Origin of the sequence: Bacillus sonorensis NBRC 101234 = KCTC 13918, assembly GCF_001592005.1 — a bacterium.
Taxonomy (GTDB): Bacteria; Bacillota; Bacilli; order Bacillales; family Bacillaceae; genus Bacillus; species Bacillus sonorensis.
In genome coordinates, this window is sequence record NZ_BCVZ01000001.1 from 472,579 (window position 1) to 494,292 (window position 21,714).

The window sequence follows — 21,714 nt, forward strand, 5'->3', positions numbered from 1 at the left end:
TTCTGCATCTATCAATAGTTATCGTCTTGTTTCCCGGCTTCACCGCCGACAATGGAAACCCCGGCGCTCGCTCCGATGCGGCTTGCTCCCGCTGCGATCATTTTTTCAACATCCTCTTTTGTTCTGATGCCACCGGATGCTTTGACCCCAATGTCAGGTCCTACGGTTTTCCGCATTAACGCGATATCTTCCGCTGTTGCTCCGCCTGTGGAGAATCCTGTGGACGTTTTGACGTAATCAGCACCCGCTGCGACTGCCAAACGGCATGCACGCTCTTTTTCTTCATCTGTCAAAAGACATGTTTCAATAATGACTTTGACAAGGGCTTTTCCGGCTGCGGCTTCTACAACGCCGCGGATATCTGATTCAACCAGCTTATCGTCGCCGTCTTTTAAAGCGGCGATGTTGATGACCACATCCACCTCTGTCGCGCCTTTTGCAATGGCGTCTTTCGTCTCAAACGCTTTTGTTTCAGATGTATTGGCGCCCAAAGGGAAGCCGATGACTGTGCAAACATCAATTCCGGTTCCAGCCAGTTCTTTGGCGGCAAATTCCACCCATGTCGGATTGACGCAGACTGAAGCGAATTGGTATGTTTTCGCTTCCTCTATTAACTTCTTTATGTCTGATTTTTGTGTATGCGGTTTCAATGCTGTATGATCAATTTGTTTTGCAATCGTCATATACAAGCACTTCCTTTGTCTAAGATAGTTTCAGCATAACTGATTTTTGAACAAATGTAAATTACCACATGAAATTTTGTTCATTAGAAAATAACGTTAATTCAAGGTCAATCTTCCTGACCCTTTTTTAACAATTCCTTTGCCGTATGCTGATCGATAATCAGCACATTGGCGTATTTGCCTTTCAGCGCCCCGTGAATGGCAGCCGTTTTCCTCAGGCCGCCGGCGATGAGAATTGATCGTTCCTTCTCCCTTAAATCCCCCAGCTCTACACCGATTGTTCTGGCATTGATGGCTTCGCTGCATATGTTTCCATCAGCATCAAAAAACCGCGAACAAATGTCGCCGACGCCTTTTGTTTTGAGCAGGGATTTTTCTTTCTCGCTGAAATAGCCGAGTCTGAACAGCAGTGCTTCATCGCGAACCGTTCCAACCGTAAAAAGCGCGATGTTGGCTTGTTTGCCCATCTCCATGATCCGTTTGATATGGCGGTCTTGCTCTACCATCTGTTTAACCTCGGCATGATCAAACACGACCGGGAGCGGGAGATATCTCGGCATCGTTTGAAAAGCCTCGGCAAACAGCTGAATTGTTTCTGCCGAATATGTATTGACTTGTGAATGGCTGATCCCGCCTTTCAACTGGACGACCTCTACGCCTTTCACTTGTTTGGCGTGGAGATTTTGTGCAACCTGATACATGGTCGTTCCCCAGCTGACGCCGACGATGTCGCCATCTTTAACGGCGCCGTGCATATATTCCGCACCGTAGCGGCTGAGATAGTGCGTGATGATCGTATAATCCTCCGTCGGTGAAAAAACGACGTGCGCCTCAAGCAGACCGTATTTCTCTTCAAGCATCGAACCGAGCGCATCCATGTCCTCAAACGGGTCCATGATGCGGATCTGTACATACCCCTTTTCCTTTGCATATTGCAGCAGCCTGGATACTGTCGGCCTTGAAATTTGAAGCTGTTCAGCGATTTGCTGCTGGCTGTAATCAGACTGATAATAAAGTCTTGCAGCTTCAATGCTCAATTGCTGTTTTTCCCTGTCCATCACAAGCCTCCCCTTTAGTATCGCTTCATACCATCATATATACCCTTGCAGACTTTTTCAACCAGCCGGAACGCTGATGCACATCCCGGCTGAAGCAAGTCTTTCTGCCGGCGTTATATGCCATGTTGACTATAGTAAACTTGTACTGTTTATAACTATTAATATACCATTATTATGATAAAATGGGTAATGTAGGGGAGGTTACCATATTGGTGAATGGAGGGTGAAGAGTGGCAGCAAAAATCGCATTCGAAGCAGTGGGAAACAGCTTGAATCAATGGTACGGGCTGATCAGGCAGAACAACATTACAGAGGCGGCCGCCATGAGGGAAGAAATTAAGAGGACGCTTGATGCGATGGAAGAAAATCAGGATGTGCTTCTGTATTTCAACCTCATTGATTCGCGATTCAAACTGTTGACAGAACGGTATGAGGAATCCGGAACACTCTTAAAAAACATCAATAAAACACCGGAAGAAATCGGCACGGACAACATGATTCAATACTATTTCTATTTTTTCAGCGGAATGTATGAGTTTTATAAAAAAGACTTCATCACCGCCATCAACTTCTACAAAATTGCCGAACATTCACTTTACAAAATCCCTGATGAAATCGAAATAGCCGAATTCCACTATCATCTGGCCATTGCTTACTATGAAATCAGACAAAACATTTTTTCATTAAACCATGCTGAAAAAGCGCTGGAATCCTTTCAAGCACATGACGAATACACAAGCAAAACACTCAAAAGCAAAATGGTGATTGCCGCCAATTATGTAGACCTTCAGCGGTTTCATGAAGCCGAAGAGCTTTATCGGAAGGTATACGGCGAAGCTTCTGCAGCCGGAGATTTCCGATCGGCCGGACTTGCCTGCATGAATTTGGGAATTTGCTATGAACGTCATGACCAGCTGCTTGAAGCAAGACAGTGCTTTGAAAAAGCATTGAACATTCCAGAACATCGGCAATCCGTCTTTTCTCTGCGGTCCAAATACATGCTGAGCCGTGTTCTCTACAAAATGGGACTGTATGCAGAGGCGCGTCACTGGTACCAAAAAGCGGCATCCCTCGCTTCGAAAAAGGAGCAGACTGAATTCCAGTCCAAACTCTTCATCATACATTCCCTGTATGAGAAATGCGATCCGGATGGAATCGATCAAGGCCTTAAACATCTGGAAAGGCAACAGCATTGGTCAGACGTAGCCGACCTGGCAATCAACTGTGCGAAATACTTCAAACAGGAAAACAACTATGTGCACTCAGCCAAATATTTTGAAAAAGCGTGCTATGCGAAAGATCAAATTTTCAAATTAACGGAGGCGGTTTCATGAAAAAACTGGCAGGCGTCGCATTGCTACTCGGCATACTGACAGCAGGGGTCACTTCCCATGGAGTGTCAGATCAGAAGGCAGTAAGTCAAATCCCGGTGAAGGTCACGGAAAACGCCGGTTTCGGCTAATATGAAGAGCGTTATTCAAGAAAAAGGTGTTGTGTGTTTTTTCACAACGCCTTTTTCTTTTTAAAAGGCTCTGTTGAATTTTAATGCTGATCATGCATAAAAATATATAGGAAACCCTATTTATTAGGGTTTCCTCCATTCTTGTTAAACCAACATCCCCGTCAGCTCATTAAGAACTATTTAATCAGTTGCTCATTATACACGCTAATTGAGTGTAAATTCTCTTTTAATAAGTTATCAATTATTTGCTTTATTACATTTGGTTCTCGTAAATCTTCGTTTTCAAATGTGACAAGGTCATTTGCTTTTATCCACTTGCTGTCTGAAATTTCATCTTCTTCGAGATTTAAAGAACCTCCAGTAACTTCACCAATAAAATGAAATAAAATAACTTGATTGTTCGTACTACTGATAAAATTATATATACCAGTAGTGGCAATCAGGTTTACGTCCAACCCAGTTTCCTCTTTAACTTCCCTTCGAGCTGAGTAGAGAATGTCCTCTCCATATTCGATACGTCCACCCGGAAAGTTCCATTTATTAACAGCAGCAGGTTTATTCTCTCTTATAATCAAGACTTTATCATCACTAAAGATTGATACACTTGCTACTAAAACAATTCCATTTTGCGACATCCATTTCTCCTCAGTTCTCTTTGGAAATTATACCTCATCGAACACTTGTTTCTATTTATGATTATATCAAGGAATCGTATAGGTATCAAATATCAACATTTACCTATAACAGAGCCTTTTAAAAAAGCGTTTTGCTTCACTATGTCCCCCCTTCACATCCGGATAGCGCAAAGTGCAATGCCCTATCCTGTGCAAATAATGCACAGCTTTTTATTGATCTTAAAGTCCTGATTCGAAAATGATGAGAAAGACCGAAAAAAATCTAGCAATCTCCAATTTTTCATTTATAATATATGAAATATGTAAGGAAACGAATCAGGGGGGATGTGTCCGTGAGGCATATATTGACAGGGATTATCTTATGCTGTTTATTTATCAGTCTTTCCGCCGGTTGCATTGTAGCTGAAAGCAAGTCGAAAAAACAAACGGCCGCAGATACCGCCAATGAACCGCTACAGCCTGCCGAGTACTTTGTTTACCATCATTTAATGAATGATCAGTGGCTGATCAGAACCGATCTTTCCGATCAGCCTGTCTACTTATCAGAATCGCTCGGCTTATGGATGGAATTTTTGGCCGCCAAAAGGGACCGTTCACATTTTCAAGAGCAATATCAGCACCTGAACGAATCCTTTTTGTTGAACAACGGCCTGATTTCATGGAAAATTCAAGACGGTCAAGCAAGCCGAACAAACGCACTGATCGATGATCTCAGAATCATGCAGAGTCTGGATCAAGCTGCCGCTCTATGGGGCAACAGCCAGTATGAGCAAACCGCCCGGAAAATCGGCGCTGCCATAAAATCGTACAACATGAACAACGGGATATTCACTGATTTTTACGATTCCTCTTCCCGAGCAGCGGCGAAGGATATCACCCTTTCATATATCATGCCTGACGCACTATCTGTTTTGAAAAAGTACGGAACCATAGATGAAGAAACTGAACAGCGGAACACAAACATTCTAGATCTTGCTCCTCTGAAAAACGGCTTTCTGCCGAAAATGTACAGCACAGAGAAAAAGGAATACAGCTATGACAGTGAAGTCAATCTCATTGATCAACTGTACACGGCTTGGCACTTGCAGCCTGGGGATACAAAAGCCGCTGCTATGGCGGATTGGATCAAGCAGGAATTTCAAACGAACGGAAAGCTGTATGGACGGTATTGGGCGAATACAAAAAAGCCGGCTGTTCAATATGAGTCTCCATCCGTTTACGCTTTGGCCATTTTATTTTTAATGAAACAACATGAAGACAGAAGCGTGGTCAAAGCGATATATGAAAAAATGACTTCTTTCGAAATTCTTGACCCATCCGCTGCCTATTACGGGGGATATATGAGCGGCAGCAATACGCACTCTTTTGACAACCTGCTGCCATTATTGGCTGAAAGGAAACTTTTTGATGAAAATGTCATTCAATGAATCACAGAAAATATTTGCCTATATAACAGGGTTCGTCGCGGCCCTTTCTCTTTTTTTGCATTATGCCGTCCAGCAGCCTGAAGGCGTGTTGATGACTTGCATCACATTTGCCGTGATCGGCGCGGGGATTTGGCTCGGTCCGATTTACGCACTATCAGGCACCTTTATCATCGTGTTTATTCTCGGGACTTTAATGATGTTTTTTCATGCCGAGCAAGTTGTGCCTTTTCCGGCTGATGAAGGAATGCGAATGCTCGCGTTCTGGGGGGCTGCGCTTTTGGTACTGTCCTTTTTATCAGGAAGAATCCATGATATCGCGAAAGAGCTTCATCATTCAGTCAAGCGGCTTCAGTCTGAAATCAAAAGCTTTGTAGCGATTGACACAGTGACGGGTTTTGATAATGCAGAGAGAATGAAGCTTGAGCTCTCTGAAGAAATCAAACGGGCGGAGCGGTATGGCAACTCCTTTGTTTTTTTGCTGCTTCAGCTCCATTATTTCAAAGAGTTTAAGTCCTTATACGGTGAAAAAGAAACCGATCGCCTCTTTCAATTTGTGAGCAGTCAAATCAGATCGCTTGTACGGGAAACGGATAAAAAATTCCGCCCCTCTGAGGAACGGTTCGGCATCGTACTGACTCACACACCTGCGGAACATATGCCTGCTGTCCTATCAAAGCTGAAAAACCAGCTGGACACGTATCAGCTGGAAAATGGCAAATATGTCAGCTTAACCTTCCATGTCTGTTACTTATCCTATCGAAAAGATTTGAAAACGGCTGATCAATTTTTAGAAGAACTGGAAAATGAGATGATGATGAATGAACTGTAAGCCGATACGACTTCTATACGCAACTGTACTCATCCTCTCGGCCGTTTTTTATGTTCCCGGCTCCGCCCAAGCAAAACGGGAGAATCACGGAATTCTCATCATCTATACAACCATCGATGGGAAAAAGTCTTCCCATGTGAAAATGCTTGATTTACTGGCGGGACATTTTACCTCGCATGTAACCGTCAAAAAAGATGCGGATGTTACCTCATCTGATCTTGAGGGAAAAGAACGGGTCATTTATTTCGGCCAAACGAAAAGAAAGCTGAGCAAAGAGCTGGTGTCACTGATCAGCGGCTTCCAAAAGCAGGTGGTTGCAATCGGCTTTAATGCCGGGCAAATCAGCCAATTTTCCGGCCTATCGCTGACACGCAAAGAAAATGTGTACCAAGTCCGCAGCAGCACTGAGAAAAACGAGGCCTCTTTGGAAACCGGGCTCGATGTGCTGGACGTCTCAGGGCTGAAAGGAAAAGCTTTATACACACACAAATCTAATGATGGGACATCCCATCCGTTTATATGGAAAACCGAGCAGTCAAATGTATACATCGGCTTGACGAATCTGCAAAACAACTACCTGTTCGTGGCGAAACGGGTCAGAGAAGCATTTGGGGAACCTGCAGGCAGCACGCTTTTATATCTCCGGCTGGAGGATATCAGCCCGATGTCAGATGAAAAATTGCTGCTTGAAGCCGGAACCTACCTGCATAAAAGACATATTCCTTTTATCCTGGCCGTCATCCCGGTCTATCTGAACCCTAAAACAGGCGACAAAGTCTATTTAGCTGATAAGCCGAAGCTTGTCAAAACATTGCGAAAACTGCAGAACATGGGCGGCAGTGTGGTTGTGCACGGATATACCCACGCCTACCGCTACAGTGAAACCGGGGAAGGGTTCGAATTTTGGGATGCTGAGGCAGATCAGCCGATCACATCGCAAAATGCCGAGGATTCCCCGTCAATTTTACAAAAAGAACAGGATTTTCCGAATGAAACGGCTTATCACAACTATTTGAAACCGTTCCGGAAAAATGAAGAAACCTATACGCGAAAAAAACTGACGCACGCTATTGAGGATTTAACCGCGGAAGGGCTGTATCCGCTCGCATTTGAGGCACCGCACTATACGATGTCAGAGCAAGGCTACCAAATTGCCTCTCAATATTTCTCAAGCATCATCGGACAGGTCCAGCTAAGTGATGCAACGTGGAAAACGTCCGGCACAGGTCCTTTTGTAACGAAACCCGCCATGCTGCACGGCATGACGCTGTATCCTGAAACACTCGGCTATGTCGATGCATCAGATCAGAATCCGCTCGGCAGTATAGAAGAGCACACCTCGCAAATGATCGATTTTGAAGGCGGAGTGGCAGGAGCATTTTACCATCCCTATCTGGGAATGACCTATTTGCCGGAGCTTGTCGACCAGATGGAACGCATTCCGAATAGCCGCTGGCTCGATTTAAAGAAAACGAAGCAAACCGTAAAAACAGACAAAGTGGAAATTCACACAAACGGAAACGGAACCATTCAAGTAAACAGCAAGGTCAATGCCGTTGAAAAGTTTTTCGACCATCATCAGCAAAGCCCGCTGGAAAAGGCGCTATGGATTCTCTCAGCAGTCGTGCTCTTGTTTGTTGTCATGTTTGTGAGCTATACCTTTTACTTGAGAGCCACATTAAAAAAACGAATCTTTAAGGAGAGAAAAAGCCGTGGGTAATGTTCTGTTCTTTATCTCGTTAAGCTTAATATGGGTCATGCTTCTGTATCATATGTTCCTGATGCAGGGCGGATTCCGGCACTACATGACCTACGAACTGAACATTCCGAAGTGGAGAGAGAACTTGAAGGACCTTCCGAAGGTCAGCGTTCTGATTCCGGCGCATAATGAAGAGGTCGTGATTCGGCAGACGCTGAAGGCAATGGTAAACCTCTATTATCCGAAGGATCGGCTGGAGATTATCGTCATCAACGACAATTCATCAGACCGGACAGGCGAGATCGTGAATGAATTTTCGAGACAATACGGGTTTATTAAAATGGTCGTGACCAAACCGCCTCACGCCGGAAAAGGAAAATCCTCGGCTCTGAACTGCGGTTTTGCCGAATCGAACGGTGATGTCATTTGCGTCTATGACGCCGACAACACCCCGGAGAAGATGGCCGTATATTACCTTGTTCTCGGACTGATGAACGATCAGAAGGCCGGAGCCGTGGTAGGAAAATTCCGCGTCATCAATGCCGCAAAAACACTTCTGACAAAATTCATCAACATTGAAACGATCTGTTTTCAGTGGATGGCGCAGGGTGGAAGATGGAAATGGTTCAAAATCGCAACGATTCCCGGCACCAACTTTGCGATCCGCAGAAGCATCATCGAACAGCTTGGCGGCTGGGATGATAAAGCGCTGGCAGAGGATACCGAGCTTACGATCCGCGTGTATAACCTCGGCTACCACATCCGCTTCTTTCCGGCGGCTGTTACATGGGAGCAGGAACCGGAAACGTGGAAGGTCTGGTGGCGCCAGCGGACAAGATGGGCGCGCGGCAATCAATATGTCGTCCTGAAATTTCTATCGCAATTTTTCAAGCTGAAACGAAAACGGATTATCTTTGATTTGTTTTATTTCTTCTTTACGTATTTTTTGTTTTTCTTTGGCGTGATTATGTCTAATACAATTTTTATTGTGAATTTATTTTATGATTTGCACCTTTCAGTCGGTTTTTTGTCGATGATTTTATGGATCTTGGCCTTCTTTCTATTTATGACAGAGGTCATGATCACATTAAGCATCGAAAAAACAGAAATGAACAGGCAAAACTTTTTCATCGTTTTTCTGATGTACTTTACATACTCACAGGCTTGGATTGTGCTCGTGATTTACTCCCTATTCGTAGAACTCAAGCACCGCCTATTCAAGCAGGAAGTGAAGTGGTACAAAACAGAACGATACAATCAAAGGAAAAGCGGGTGACTTTTTTTGAAATATACAATTATATGTCTGATAAGCTTCATGCTGGCGGCTATGGCCGGACAAACAGCTTTGGCAAAAGAGGTGAAGGTCGATGGCTCAATTCTGGGGGAGAACAGCCATTCACAGGCCAAGCAGCAGGTGCTCTCAAGCGACCTGATTGCCATGTATGGAGCAAAAGACAGTACAGAACTGACCTATCAAATTCCGGCCGGCTCCTCCTCCGCCCAGCAGCAGCTGGCGATTGAATATGAGGCGTCAGACCTTTTAATCCCCCCTTCTTCTCTAACGGCGGAAATCGATGGCGAACCGGTGAAAACGGTAAAGCTTGATGGGGATTCAAAACGGAAAACATTGAAGCTTTCGTTGGACAAAAGCCAATCATCTCAAGGCTATCACAGCTTATCGCTGAAGTTTTACGGAGTCTTGAAAGAAGGCGTCTGTGTCAGGCAGGATTCTTCCGGCAACTGGATCAAAATTTATCCGGACAGCCGTCTGACATTGGGAGATAACAGCGGATTAAAGGGAACAGCTCTTGAACATTATCCATATCCCTTTGCCCAATCAGGAAACACAGAGGAAGAAGCGGCGATCGTGATCCCTGATGATCCAAGTTCGGCAGAAATAGAAGCAGCGGTCAAAACAGAAAGCTATCTTCACACAGTGGACAGCAGCATCAGAACTAAGCTCCTGAATGAGTCCGATGTGAAGCGGATCGACAGGCCGACGATGTTTATCGGCGTTCAGCAGCATTGGAACGGCAAGGTGAAAAAGCTGTTGAAACAGGGAAACCTGAAAGCGCATGGAGAAAAGCTTTTGCTTGCGGAACGGGTGCTGAAAGCCAACGACAGACAACAGCCCGTACTGTTTGTCACTGCCGCTTCCGATGATGTGCTGACTGATAAGATCAGCGTCATTACCGATAAAACATACAGCAGCCAGCTCAGCGGAGAAACATTGGAGATCGGCAAGCTCATACATCATACAAATCAGAGCGGCCATGATCTGACACTTGAGAATTTCGGGGCGGGGGATTTGACAATCGGGTCTGACCAAACATCTTCAGAGCATTATTACTATCCTGTCCCGGCGATATTGGACAAGAATCAGCCGGCGAAGCTGTCTCTTGCCTTGAAAAAATCGGCATCGATTCAAAAGGCTGCGGCCGAAAGCGAAGCTTCTGCGAAAGATGCAGAGCTGAAGGTGATGATCAATGGCCAGCCCCACTCTATCGATCTTGAAGACTTGGGGAAAGAAGATAAAAACGGCTTTTATCATGTCTCCTTAAAAGTCGATCCAAAGCTTTTGCAAAAAAACCGCTATATTGATATTCAATTCGTCACTTCAGGCTTGAAGGAGAATAATCCTTGCAGCTCGACAGACGACGACAAATGGGTTTTCATCGATAAAAACAGCACACTGTCCTACTCTGTGGGCGATACATCAGCGACCGCCGATTTTCAGGATTGGCCGCTTCCTTATGCGGGAGACCAGAACAACACGACACTGATGATCCTTCCTGACCGAGTGGATCAATCGAAGCTTCACGAGCTTTCACTTGTGACAGATTCCTTCGGCAGCGAAGCTCAGCAGTCATTCACGGTAAAGAAAGCATCTGAAGTCAAAGCGAATGATGCAAAAGGCCGGAATATCATTTTCATCGGCGCCGTGAACGAATTTTCGCTTCTAAAAGAGAAAGCAGCCGATTTGGCTGTGCAGGTGGCGAAAAACGGAGCACTCGACGTGTCAGCCTTTCAGATGCTGAATGAAACAACGAAACGAGTCGCATTTACCCAAGCGTCACTATGGGATTCAAATTATTCGATGGCTGTGTTTGCGCCATTAAGCGGTCAAGGCACAGCAGTCACAAAAGAAATGATCAGCTTTCTGAACAGCAATAGCGACACAGCGACCGTCATGAATGAAACAGACAGCCGGCAGGTGTTCACAAACCACCAGCAGCTCATCTCAAAAACGAGCGGAACGCAGCCGGCTGAAACAGAAAAAGGCAATCAGCAACATATGCTGCTGTATGTCGGCATCCTGGTTTTCATCATGGCGATAGCAGTCATTTCGATCTGGATAGCGGTAAGACGCAAAAAGAGAAAAACAGACAGGGGCTGATGTCAGCCCCTGAAACCAGGTGTTGTGTTTGATCACAACACCTTTTTTTTACACATCTCTCTGACGACCTCGGCTAAAAGGCCGACTCCCCTTTTAATATCTTCATCCGCCGCCGTCAAGCTGATCCTGATACACTCCCGGGCATGAGGCAAATGACTTGATGTATGATGAAAGAATGAGGCGCCGGGCACGATGATGACATGTTTGGCTTTCAATTGTCTGTACAACTCTATATCTGATGCCGGCAGATTCTCAAACCACAGCCATCCGAATAGCCCTCCTTCTCCTTTGTGCAAATACCATTTGATATCGTCCGGCATGACAGCAAACAGCGTATCCTTTAACAGCCGGAATTTTTTCTCATAGTAAGGCCGGACCTCATGCTGTGAAACAGCGGCAAGGCGTCCGTCATTGACAACGGCTGCCGCCATATACTGACCTAATCTTGAAGAATGAATCGCCGTGTTTGACTGGAAAGCCTCCATGACTTGAATATATCGGGAATGACCGATCGCGATTCCGATTCTTTCACCTGGGAGCCCCGCCTTCGAAAGGCTCATGCAATGAACGATCTGATCATTAAAAACGGGCTCCATGTCAATAAAGTTAAGCGCCGGAAATGGCGGCGCATATGCGGAATCGATGAAGAGCGGAACATTGGCCTCGCGGCACGCCTCAGAAATGAACCGAACATCTTCCTCGGTCAGAATATTTCCGCACGGATTATTCGGCCTGGACATTACGACGGCGCCGATCTCATGGTCGTTCCGCATTTTCCTTAAAAAGCTCTCCCGATCCAATTCATACCGGAACATGTGACGATCCAATTTATGAATCAGCGGTGGAATCCCTTCCACAATGCTCAAGTCCAATGCCGTACCGCTGTAACCCGAATAATCGGGAAGCATTGGTATTAAGGCTTTTTTCACCACAAAGTCGCTTCCCGGACCGCAAAAAGAATTGATGGCAAGAAAAAACAACTGCTGACTTCCCGCGGTAATCAATACATTCTCTTTTTGAAGCTCAAGATCATAATGTTCAGAAAAGAACCGGACAATGCTTTGAATCAGCTCGTCCGTTCCATAGCTTGATCCGTATTGGCTGATAATCGGAGCGATTTTGCCGTCTTCGAGCAAGTCTGCCAAAGCCGATTCCCACATTGCGGCCGCTTCCGGCAGAATCATCGGATTGCCAGCGCTCAAATTCGTATATTGCTTGGAGCCGTCTGCGAGTACTTCCTGAATATCGCCCATCACCGCCCTGACTCCTGTCTTTTTATTCATTTTCTGACCGATGAGGCTTAGGTTTGGTTTCAATGCTTTTACCTCTCATTGTGAAATATTAGATAAGGCGTATCGATTTGGTTGTTTGTATCATATATAAAATATTGCGGCGGGACGCTAAACCGCTCCCCTTTGTTTCCGGGCGGCAAATACTGCCTGACATAGCGTTCCGCCTCTTTTTTATATTCGATGTCATCTTCTATTTCTTCTAATTCTTCTATTTCTGCGACAAGCTTTTTCAAATCGTCCATGCATAAGGAAAGATCGAATGATATGGGCTTTTCTTTTCCCCTTTGGATGGAGCGGCCGTTTTCAATGAGCCAGCTGAACAGGAAAAAGCCTGTTCCCGAGTCGAAGTTTTGTGTGGCATTATGCTGGCTTGGATATCGCAGCAGCCGTTCAAACAGGACGAACTCAATGATTTCTTCCCAATCCTTATATTGCCGCTGTGATAAAGCCAGGATCGATTGGCAGTCCACTTTGATTTCTTCCAATATTCCCGCAAAAAAATTCATTTTCGCGTGAATATGTTTATGAAACGGCTTTTTGCCGCAGTGATGGTAATAGTCGTGCAAATATCCCCAGAGAACCCTTGCTTCATATGTGCTTTCCGGAGATATATTCGCCGACTTGAAAGAGACGTTTTCAAAAATGGCTTTTGCCCTTTTTAATGTATCTTCATGATAGATTTGATAAAACTTATTAAAATAAAATATCGCAAACGTTTGCGAGGTGATTTTCTCTTTTGTTTTGACATTCTCCGGGAAAAACACGATGCATTTTTCCTCTGTGAACCCCTTTGTTCCTGTGATCAGCTTGAGCGATTGGCAGCCGTTTTCAGGGTGGGGCAGCTCCTCTTCAATCGGCTTCATCATCGCCGGCTCGTCTCGAACGGCGAAAAACGCTTCAAAAAAACAGCCTTTTGTATGCGGCCCGTTGGGCGTCACGACAGGAGCGAGAAAGAAGGTCGCTTCCTGGTCTTGCGGAGGGCGGTAGGCCGTTAATAAACGGTCAAAATACGGAGTCTCTCCCAATCCGCGGCTGATCCAATCCTGGACATCCTCTTTGAAAGCGGAAGCCGCATCTTGTAAATCAACCGCCTCATATATCATGCCCGCGTCTTCGCTCAACTGCAGCAGAAGCTGTTTTGCCCTCTCGCGGTTTTCTGCAATTTCGCCTTTTTCGTTTTGATATGTCTGCAGTTCATGAACCTGCGGCACAATCTTTTCGTCTACCAAATTGACAATATCACGCGTCAACGTCTCCATCGGTTTCCTCCTTCATGTTTTTGAAGCCCGTGAATGGTAAAACACATCGGCACTTCACCGAAATCTTTTATGACCTGCAAATGGTTCTCATCAGCAGCTTTAATCGTTGTAATGCAGCCGTCAGCTGCATTTGACGCGCATGCAATCGCCGCTTGGGAGTTGCTGTTGACCAATTGAACTTCATCACTGAACAGTTTTGCAAGATGAGCAGGTGCAGGATGGGAAGCGATTGTTTTGATATCTGCTTCTTTCGTGTTTGGCTTTGCGGCAAACACCATGTTATATGTCGGCATAACAAAACTATCAATGATTTCTAAATCCAGTAAATTCTCAAATACGATGTTGTGCAATAACGGGTAGACCGCACAGCCCAACAGGACAGAATTTTCAGTCATTTTTACATGCGGCAATGCTTCTTCAAGTGTTTCATACAGTCTGACTTCCCCTTGAAGCCCTTGGTTCTTAAGCCATAAGAGGCCCGCCTTTTCACAATTTGTACCTCTTGGACCTAATGTGTGAACAATCATCACGGCTTGATCTTCCTGCACTTTAGTCGCGATCATCTTAACCTCCTATTGTACCCGTCAGGTTATTTTTATAAATGATGGCAAGCTCATCATCCAATTTACGGTAAAACGATTCGCATTCCTCATATGAATCATGACTTGTTAAAATAAACCCCGGGTATCCGGAAAAGTGCGGGTAAGGAAGAATCTCGGCCCCGGTTTTGATAAATTGAAAAACCCGCTTGACCTCCGGCATTTGTTTGACGGCTTCAAGGCCATCGATTTGTTCAAATATACCCGAACCCTGTACGGGAATGATGTAGTTTCCGGCCGTCCTTTCCGCGCGAATCTCTTCAAGATGCTTGTCCAGCGGTTCAAAGGCATTTTGAATGACCAGTTTCATAAAATTGATGCCCGTACTCTCTTTTACGATGTAATGAGAAATGCCGGATCCGCCTATTCTCGCCCCTACCTCAATCACATAAGGCTTTCCGGTTTTATCCAGCCTTAATTCGGTATGTGCCGGTCCGTGGCGAATGCCTAACGCTGAAACGGCGCCCGTTACTTCCTTGATGATCGAAGCGCGCGATTGGTCATCCAATTGCGCCGGCGCAATATAGACGCCTTCTTCAAAAAAAGGTCCTTTGCTATTGCCTTTATAGCCGATCGACAAAACGTGGACCTTGCCTTGAACAGACAATGTTTCAATCGCAAATTCGGGCCCGTCGATAAATTGCTCAACGACAATGCCTCTTTTCCCTTTGACAAACTGTTTAAGGTCCCCTTGATTGATCACCTCCACTTTTTTGATCGCTTCTAAGAGCTGTTTGCGGTCATCGGCCCGAACGACGCCCTGGCTTGAAAAGCCGTTGATCGGTTTCACGACTAAAGGAAATGTCAGTTCCACATTCTCCAAGTCTTCATATGCAGCCACTTCATAGAAGAGCGGCGTATTTAGACCGTTTTGCTGAAGAATGCTGCGGGTTTCGTTCTTATTACGGCAGTTTTCAATCGTTTTTAAAGGAAGGCCGGGAAGCTTTAATTCCGCAGCGGCTTTGGCGGTAAAACAGAGCGCGGGCTCGAACAATGTCATGACTCCGTCGAATGGAAATTCGACAAATGTTTTCTTCACGATATCCATTGCCTCATCTTCATTTTCAAACAGCGGGATCGCCACAGACCTGACCACTGACGGAAGATTTCCCGGGGAATCTTCCCTCGAATGATAAAAAAAAGTAACTTCTATTCCTAAACGCTCCGCTTCTTCAAAAATAAAAGGCAACTGTTTATTTTGGCATATGATGGCCAAGTGTTTGTTGAGCTTTGTCAATTTTCGCGATCCTCTCTTCTTTTTTTAGGTTAATAAACATCACTCCAAAAATCACAAACAATGTTCCTGCATAAATATTTGCGTTTAATTGTTCATCCAAAAAAAGAAAACCGATATAGAGAGCAATGACAGGGGAGATAAACAGATGTGAAGTCGCTTTTGAGATGTGCCATTTTTTCAGCAAATAAATATTAATCCAAAAACCCAATATCGATCCAACGATCGCCAGGTATAATAATGAATAAAGGCTGATGCCGGAAAATGTCCTTGTTCCGCTTTCGAAAATAAAGCTGCTGATCAGCAACACCATTCCGCCGCTCAGCATGGACAAAGAATTGAAGCTTAAAATCGGAAGCGTGCGGATTTTTTGCTGCACTTTGATTTGGATAAAAGCTGAACCGAACATCGCGCATAAAATCACGGCCATGGCGATGATTTCAATCACATCAACCTTGATAAACAACTGATTTCCAAATACGACCATAATGCCGAGCAAAGCGAGGACGATGCCCCACTTTTGAATCTTTGTCGCCGGGGTTCCTTTTACCAGCCGATTGATGATCAAAGCAAAGACGGAGATGCTCGCTGCTAAAATGGATACCAATCCGCTTGGCAAATAAAGCGAAGCCCAATAGACAGAGCCAAAAGGAATGGAAAAATACATGATGCCATTGAAAAAAGATAGCATTAGCAGTTCCTTTGAGAAAACAAATTGCTTCCGCATCAAAAGAAATGCGGCAATGATGACGCTCGCAATCATAAAACGCATGCCGGCCGACCAAAACGGCAGGCTGTCCTTCAGTCCGGTTTTTTGCACAGCCCACGTCGTGCCGCCGATTAAGCATAAAAGCCCAAATAAAACATATACACGGTACTTGAAAAGATTTGTCAGCATATTACACTTCACCTTATTCGTTATCGTCTTGCTATTTTCAGAAAATTACCTCTTTTCTGATCGAAATGGATTATGAGGGAAATTATAACTTTTATATCAATTGCAGTCAATAACATTTAGAATCTCTTAACAATTATATATAAAAAAACACTCACCATAATGCAGTGAGTGTAAGCGGAATCGTTAGACATTCAATTTGCGGGCCGCGGCCGCTTTGCCGGATGACCCGAATTCCCTCATTTTGCTTTTTACCGTTTCCTTGACGGCGCTGATCCCAGGCGCCATATAGGCGCGCGGTTCATATAAATCCAGATTTTCTTTAAACATGCTCCGGGTTTCTTCAGTCCAGGCCACCATGCATTCGGTATTAATGTTGATTTTCGCATGGCCGAGTTTGATCGCTCTTGCAATTTGATCAGCCGGGATTCCCGAAGCCCCATGGAGAACAAGCGGAACATCGGTTGCAGCAGAGATCTCTTCCATTTCCTTGAATCCCAGCTTTGGCTCGCCTTGATATTTGCCGTGGACTGAGCCGAGAGCGGCAGCCAATGCATCGATATCGGTTTCTTTCACAAGACGTTTGCATTCTTCAAGGTCTGCATATTTCACTCCGCCAATCAGGCCGTCTTCCATACCGCCGACCGTGCCGACCTCTGCTTCAACCGACACATTGTAACGTCTGGCATATGATAAGACTTCTTTTGTCATGGCGATATTTTCATCGATCGGATCATGCGACCCGTCAATCATCACAGAGCTGAACCCTGCGTCAATCGCCTGTTTACAGCGTTCAGGACTGCTTCCGTGATCAAGGTGCAGGACGACGGGAACGGTAATCGACATTTCTTCAACCAGTGCCGAAACCATGGCTGATACCGTTTTAAAGCCCCCCAAATAATCGATTAAACGATCTGAGGCGGCTGCAATGACGGGTGACCGTTCTTCTTCCGCCGCCTGTAAAATCGCCTTTGTCCACTGAAGGCCGTTAATATTGAACTGTCCGATCGCATAATGCTGATTCTTTGCTTCTCTAAGAAGCTCCTTCATGGAAACGAAAGCCACGTTCACCCCTCCTATCTCCAGTTATATCTTGAAGTATTTTGAGACAACATCAACCGTTGTTTTTTTTGCCGTTTTAATCGTTTCTTCAGCAGCCATCTTATAATATTCTGGTCTGAACAGCTCAACAGACACAACGTCTGAAAAACCGATTTCTTTTAACGTCGATAAGTGGGCATCCAAATCAATGGCCCCCTGTCCCGGCCATACACGGTCTTCGTCAGTTAAAAAGCCGATCGGAAAATCCTCTGTATCATCAATATGGTAAATAAAAATTTTCTTTCCATCGGCCTGTTTCAAGTCTTGAAGGTCAGATCCCATCGCATGGAAGTGGAAGCTGTCAAATACAAGGCCGACATTGTCGCGGCTTACGGCGCTGACGATGTCATATGCCTGTCTGAATGTATTGACCGTGCATTGCGGATGCCCGACAAACTCAAGGGCTATCTTGACGCCGTACGGTTCGGCGATATCGGACAGTTCTGTCAAGACATCGACGCAGCTTCTTTTAATCTCTTCTTTTAAGATTTTTTGTTCTGTAACAAGCGGAACAGCGACGACATATTTTACGCCGAGCGTCTGGCATATGTCCATCATGTTTTTAAATTCGGCGATAATCTCCTGATGCCCCTTCTCATCGCGGTTGTTGAAAAATACTAAAGCGTTTAATGCAAGCGGTTTGATATGGTGGGTTTGAAAGTACTCCGCCAATTCCGAGAGAGAGTGGTCTTTTAAGTATTCCGGCAGCTTATCCATCGTCCGTATCTCAATATAGTCGTATCCGTGTTTTTCACAATATTCAAGATCTTTTGCAAGGTTTGAGTTTTCCAATGTCGTTGCTTCATTAAAGCATAGTTTCATCTCGCGATTCTCCTTCTCTCATGTCCTTGTGAAGAGAGTTCGGCACGGCGCCGAACTCGAGGCTCATCCTAATAATTCCTGTTTCAATTTTTCAAGCATGAATCTGCTTGATTCATCCGCTCTTTCACCGACCCAAGCAAAAACGGCATTGGTCGCAATTCCGTCGAACTTCATCTCTCTCAGCTTTCTGAAAATCGTATCAAAATCAACCTCGCCTTGACCAATGTCCAAATGCTGGTGAACCGTTACTTTCGCGTCAGGCGGATTGACGATGTAGCGCAGGCCATGAGCCGCTTTATGGTTATAGGTATCTGCAAATAAAACATGTGTGAGGCGGTCGCCTGCTTCGTCAAACATGGTTTCGATATCGCCTTTGCCGTCATCATAGAAGAATGTATGCGCAGTCGAGTAGACAAGGTTGATCCAATCCCGATCAAGCGCGCGGATCATATCCATCGCACCTTTGTGCGTTTCGATAAAATCGTACGGATGGGCTTGAAGATTCAGCTTAATGCCTTCTTTTTCAAAGACGGGAATCAGTTCATCCATGGATTTGATAAATTTTTCTTCACTTGTTAAAGGGTCATATTTTGAACCGCTGAATTCGCTGTTCATCAAATCCACTTCAAGCTCAACCGCAATTTCGATCGCCCTTTTCCAATTGCGCACCGCTGCCTGACGGCGATCTTCATCAGGACCTGCCCAGTGGTAAAGCGGGAGGAGCGATGAAAGCTTAACACCTGTATCCCTTAAAAGACGCTTTAATTGTTTGATCTTTGCTGAATCGACTTTCGGATATTTATAGAATGGGCAAAAATCTTCGCGCGGCGATAGTTCGATATATTCGTAGCCTAGCTCCGCCGTTTTATAGACCGTTTCCTCCAAAGTTAAATCATCTCGATACATCGATGGATCCAATGCTAATTTCATATTTTTTCACTCCTCAATGTTTTTATTTTTGCACAGTTGTAAACGATTGATAGAATTCCGGTTTCTCCTGGAGTGCCACAGGCTCTTTCTGTCCGGATTCCTGAGCTTTTACGCAGGCGTCCGTCGTCACGGCTGCGATATAGCCGTCCCATGCGGTCGGTCCGCTGACTTCGCCTTTTTGTTGGATCGAGTCAATGAAATCTTGAATTTCCACATCATACGCGTCCACAAAGCGGCGCTGCCAATCCATCAGGATATCTGTAGAGAATTTTCCGTCTTTTCGCACCGAGATGCTTGCTGGCTCGGGAAGCTTGATGATGCCGTCTTCGCCGACGATTTCACATTGGATGTCGTATCCGTATTTGCAGTTGACATAGATTTCAGCATTGATGACGATCCCGCCTTTTGTCTCGACCACTACAATTTGCGGATCTTTTAAATGCGGCAGCGCGTTTTTCGATTTTTTCGGATAGATGACCTGGACGGACTCGTAGTCATCATTGACGAGCCAGTGCAGCACATCAATTTCATGAACAAGCGTATCAACAACGGCCATATCCGTTGTATAGTTTTCTCCCACTGCCGGATTGCGGTGCGCGCAGTGAATCATAAGCGGCTCGCCAATGACATGGTTATCGAGCGCTTCTTTCAGCTGTACGTAACCGCTGTCATAACGGCGCATAAAGCCGACTTGAACGAGTCGTTTGCCTGCCTTGATTTCTTCATTGACGATCCGCATGCAGCCTTCCGCAGTCGTCGCTAAAGGTTTTTCACAAAATACGTATTTATTCGCTTTAATCGCTTTCAGCACGCTTGATTCATGAGCCGGACCCCAGCTTGTCACCAAGACGGCGTCTACGTTTTCGGCTGCGATCAGGCTGTCGTCATCCGGATAGACTTTGGCATTCAAACTGTAGTCGGCTACGACTTGCTGAGCTGCCTCCTGGTTTACATCGGTGACCGCGACAATTTCTCCGCCGGCTAATTTATTCGTGATGCGGTTGATGTGCTCTTTTCCGATTGCTCCTGTACCAATAACACCAATGCGTAATTTCATTGATAGCCACTCCTTCAAAAGTAGTTACATAATTTTTTTTGTCTGTACTTGCTCAACTTGAGCTGGCGGAGTTCCATACAGCTCTTTTTGAATTTGTTCAAGCGACTTGCCGGATGTATTAGGTGCGAATACAAGCCCGATGATCATGCTGGCTGTTACACAGCCGAGGAGAATGGCGGCCATAAATGCAATTCCAAAATTCGAGATGATCATTGGGACGAACAGACTCCAGGCTCCGATTGAGATGCGAACAAGAAAGAACATCAGCCCTTGTGCAGATGCACGGTATTCTGTCGGGAAAATTTCGCTGGCCCATAATTGATAGTTCGCCTGTTGTCCGGCCCCATTGTTGATGCCGATCATCACGATAAAGAGGATGAGAATCGGCATGCCCTCTGCCGGAAGCAGAAACAATGACCAGCCAATCACCGCCGCAAATGCGGAGATTCCAAACACTGTCTTTCTGTATTTGTCGGCAAACGGCATGAAGATAAAAGCGACACCAAGCCCGGTGAAAATAAACAGCCCCATCTGCAAAATGTTTGCCATGTTTGCTGACACACCGCCGACTTGCTGATAAATGTAAGGCATAAAAAATCCCATGACACCGGCCGCCAGATTCCAAATCAAGTACACACCCATTAAAAATAAAATGCTTTTTAAAAACTTAGGCTGAAGTAAATCAAGATAGGACGTCTTCCTGACGGCTTGAGCCGGTTCAGCTTTATCCTGCCAGGCATCGGATTCCGGCAGCCTTTTGCGCAGAACATAGGTGATCAGTGCGATGACAAGCAAATGCCCAAACACGATTTTATTGCCCAATAAGCCGAAATCACCCAGCAGGACCGACAGCAACAGAACCACAACCGCTCCCGCAGCCCATGCGACTTGCGCAACGCCGCAATGACGGGCCCGGTTTTTCTTAGGCGCGTTCTCTGCGATAATCGTCCAAGAAGCCGTAATATCAGCTCCTACCGACAAACCGATAATAATGTAACCGCTTAACAAAATAGGGAAGCTGGCGCCGAACAATACTAAACAAATCCCCAGTGCATAAACAAGCATACTGTTCGTATAGACAGCTTTCCGGCCAATTTTGTCAGCCAAAAAGCCGCCGAGCAGCGCTCCGATCGCTGCTGAGATGGCGTTCGCGCTAAACGCGCCAAGCAGCCCGATCTGTGTATCAGAAAGCTTTAGATAACTGACCCATAAAGATAAACCTGCCGATCCTGCCACAATGGAGCCTGCATCAATGTAATTTGCCAAAGCTGCCGCGACGGTTCGTTTATTGAATGGTGAGACTGCTGCATTTCCATTGCTCAATTTAGAGCCCCC

The 21,714-nt window shown here is 45.4% G+C and carries 20 protein-coding genes; 7 read left to right on the forward strand and 13 right to left on the reverse strand.

What is annotated here, in order from left to right; genetic code table 11:
• Positions 1–11: 11 nt before the first annotated feature.
• Together deoC and deoR are read right to left on the reverse strand one after the other, a co-directional pair.
• Positions 12–683, reverse strand: a complete 672-nt coding sequence (deoC, locus tag BTR1S_RS02255) for a deoxyribose-phosphate aldolase (protein WP_029419753.1) — start codon at positions 681–683, stop codon at positions 12–14.
• Between the two features lie 107 nt (positions 684–790).
• A complete protein-coding gene (gene deoR, locus BTR1S_RS02260) occupies positions 791–1,741 on the reverse strand; it encodes a DNA-binding transcriptional repressor DeoR (RefSeq protein ID WP_006639704.1) in 951 nt (316 codons plus the stop codon).
• Positions 1,742–1,971: 230 nt separating this feature from the next.
• Between deoR and BTR1S_RS02265 the strand changes: the two genes are divergently transcribed.
• Positions 1,972–3,075 carry a response regulator aspartate phosphatase gene (locus BTR1S_RS02265; RefSeq protein ID WP_006639705.1) on the forward strand — a complete coding sequence of 368 codons (1,104 nt, stop codon included), beginning with the start codon at positions 1,972–1,974 and terminating at the stop codon, positions 3,073–3,075.
• Positions 3,072–3,203 carry a hypothetical protein gene (locus BTR1S_RS23010; RefSeq protein ID WP_255130726.1) on the forward strand — a complete coding sequence of 44 codons (132 nt, stop codon included), beginning with the start codon at positions 3,072–3,074 and terminating at the stop codon, positions 3,201–3,203. Before BTR1S_RS02265 ends, BTR1S_RS23010 begins: the two co-directional genes overlap by 4 nt.
• Positions 3,204–3,379: 176 nt before the next feature.
• Here the strand turns inward: BTR1S_RS23010 and BTR1S_RS02270 are convergent, their stop codons facing one another.
• A complete protein-coding gene (locus tag BTR1S_RS02270) occupies positions 3,380–3,838 on the reverse strand; it encodes an NUDIX hydrolase (protein WP_029419754.1) in 459 nt (152 codons plus the stop codon).
• Between the two features lie 332 nt (positions 3,839–4,170).
• On the opposite strand from BTR1S_RS02270, the gene BTR1S_RS02275 reads away from it, so the two are divergent.
• Genes BTR1S_RS02275 through BTR1S_RS02295 form a run of 5 tightly spaced genes read left to right on the forward strand, consistent with a single transcriptional unit; the run spans position 4,171 to position 11,190 of the window.
• Positions 4,171–5,265: a glycosyl hydrolase family 8 gene (locus BTR1S_RS02275; protein ID WP_006639707.1), complete on the forward strand. Its 1,095-nt coding sequence runs from the start codon at positions 4,171–4,173 to the stop codon at positions 5,263–5,265.
• Positions 5,246–6,094 (forward strand): diguanylate cyclase domain-containing protein, encoded by an 849-nt coding sequence (locus BTR1S_RS02280; RefSeq protein ID WP_006639708.1) that lies wholly within the window; start codon positions 5,246–5,248, stop codon positions 6,092–6,094. The genes BTR1S_RS02275 and BTR1S_RS02280 overlap by 20 nt, the downstream gene beginning before the upstream one ends.
• The gene (locus BTR1S_RS02285) at positions 6,084–7,814 is read left to right on the forward strand and encodes a DUF2334 domain-containing protein (RefSeq protein WP_029419755.1); all 1,731 of its coding nucleotides are present in this window, start codon (positions 6,084–6,086) and stop codon (positions 7,812–7,814) included. The genes BTR1S_RS02280 and BTR1S_RS02285 overlap by 11 nt, the downstream gene beginning before the upstream one ends.
• The gene (locus BTR1S_RS02290) at positions 7,807–9,069 is read left to right on the forward strand and encodes a glycosyltransferase family 2 protein (RefSeq protein ID WP_006639709.1); all 1,263 of its coding nucleotides are present in this window, start codon (positions 7,807–7,809) and stop codon (positions 9,067–9,069) included. The genes BTR1S_RS02285 and BTR1S_RS02290 overlap by 8 nt, the downstream gene beginning before the upstream one ends.
• Positions 9,070–9,075: 6 nt before the next feature.
• Positions 9,076–11,190, forward strand: a complete 2,115-nt coding sequence (locus tag BTR1S_RS02295; RefSeq protein ID WP_029419756.1) for a cellulose biosynthesis cyclic di-GMP-binding regulatory protein BcsB — start codon at positions 9,076–9,078, stop codon at positions 11,188–11,190.
• 32 nt (positions 11,191–11,222) lie between these two features.
• On the opposite strand, the gene BTR1S_RS02300 is transcribed toward BTR1S_RS02295, so the two are convergent.
• From BTR1S_RS02300 to iolF, 10 genes are all read right to left on the reverse strand, one after another.
• Complete coding sequence (locus tag BTR1S_RS02300; RefSeq protein ID WP_006639711.1) at positions 11,223–12,506, reverse strand: valine--pyruvate transaminase; 1,284 nt, start codon at positions 12,504–12,506, stop codon at positions 11,223–11,225.
• Positions 12,507–12,511: 5 nt separating this feature from the next.
• On the reverse strand, positions 12,512–13,741 hold the full coding sequence (locus BTR1S_RS02305) for a DUF6421 family protein (RefSeq protein WP_029419757.1): 1,230 nt from the start codon (positions 13,739–13,741) through the stop codon (positions 12,512–12,514).
• Entirely contained in the window at positions 13,729–14,304 is a 576-nt protein-coding gene (locus tag BTR1S_RS02310) for a prephenate dehydratase domain-containing protein (protein ID WP_006639713.1), read from the reverse strand. The genes BTR1S_RS02305 and BTR1S_RS02310 overlap by 13 nt, the downstream gene beginning before the upstream one ends.
• A 1-nt stretch (position 14,305) precedes the next feature.
• Positions 14,306–15,577 (reverse strand): ATP-grasp domain-containing protein, encoded by a 1,272-nt coding sequence (locus tag BTR1S_RS02315; RefSeq protein WP_034326768.1) that lies wholly within the window; start codon positions 15,575–15,577, stop codon positions 14,306–14,308.
• The gene (locus BTR1S_RS02320; RefSeq protein WP_006639715.1) at positions 15,534–16,472 is read right to left on the reverse strand and encodes a DMT family transporter; all 939 of its coding nucleotides are present in this window, start codon (positions 16,470–16,472) and stop codon (positions 15,534–15,536) included. The genes BTR1S_RS02315 and BTR1S_RS02320 overlap by 44 nt, the downstream gene beginning before the upstream one ends.
• A 183-nt stretch (positions 16,473–16,655) precedes the next feature.
• Positions 16,656–17,534 (reverse strand): 6-phospho-5-dehydro-2-deoxy-D-gluconate aldolase, encoded by an 879-nt coding sequence (gene iolJ / locus BTR1S_RS02325; protein ID WP_006639716.1) that lies wholly within the window; start codon positions 17,532–17,534, stop codon positions 16,656–16,658.
• A gap of 21 nt (positions 17,535–17,555) precedes the next feature.
• Positions 17,556–18,392, reverse strand: a complete 837-nt coding sequence (gene iolI / locus BTR1S_RS02330) for a 2-keto-myo-inositol isomerase (protein ID WP_006639717.1) — start codon at positions 18,390–18,392, stop codon at positions 17,556–17,558.
• A 63-nt stretch (positions 18,393–18,455) separates the two neighbouring features.
• Complete coding sequence (locus tag BTR1S_RS02335) at positions 18,456–19,322, reverse strand: sugar phosphate isomerase/epimerase family protein (protein ID WP_006639718.1); 867 nt, start codon at positions 19,320–19,322, stop codon at positions 18,456–18,458.
• A 22-nt stretch (positions 19,323–19,344) separates the two neighbouring features.
• On the reverse strand, positions 19,345–20,379 hold the full coding sequence (gene iolG, locus BTR1S_RS02340; RefSeq protein ID WP_029419759.1) for a bifunctional inositol 2-dehydrogenase/D-chiro-inositol 1-dehydrogenase: 1,035 nt from the start codon (positions 20,377–20,379) through the stop codon (positions 19,345–19,347).
• A 24-nt stretch (positions 20,380–20,403) separates the two neighbouring features.
• The gene (iolF, locus tag BTR1S_RS02345; RefSeq protein ID WP_006639719.1) at positions 20,404–21,702 is read right to left on the reverse strand and encodes a myo-inositol transporter IolF; all 1,299 of its coding nucleotides are present in this window, start codon (positions 21,700–21,702) and stop codon (positions 20,404–20,406) included.
• Positions 21,703–21,714: the final 12 nt, after the last annotated feature.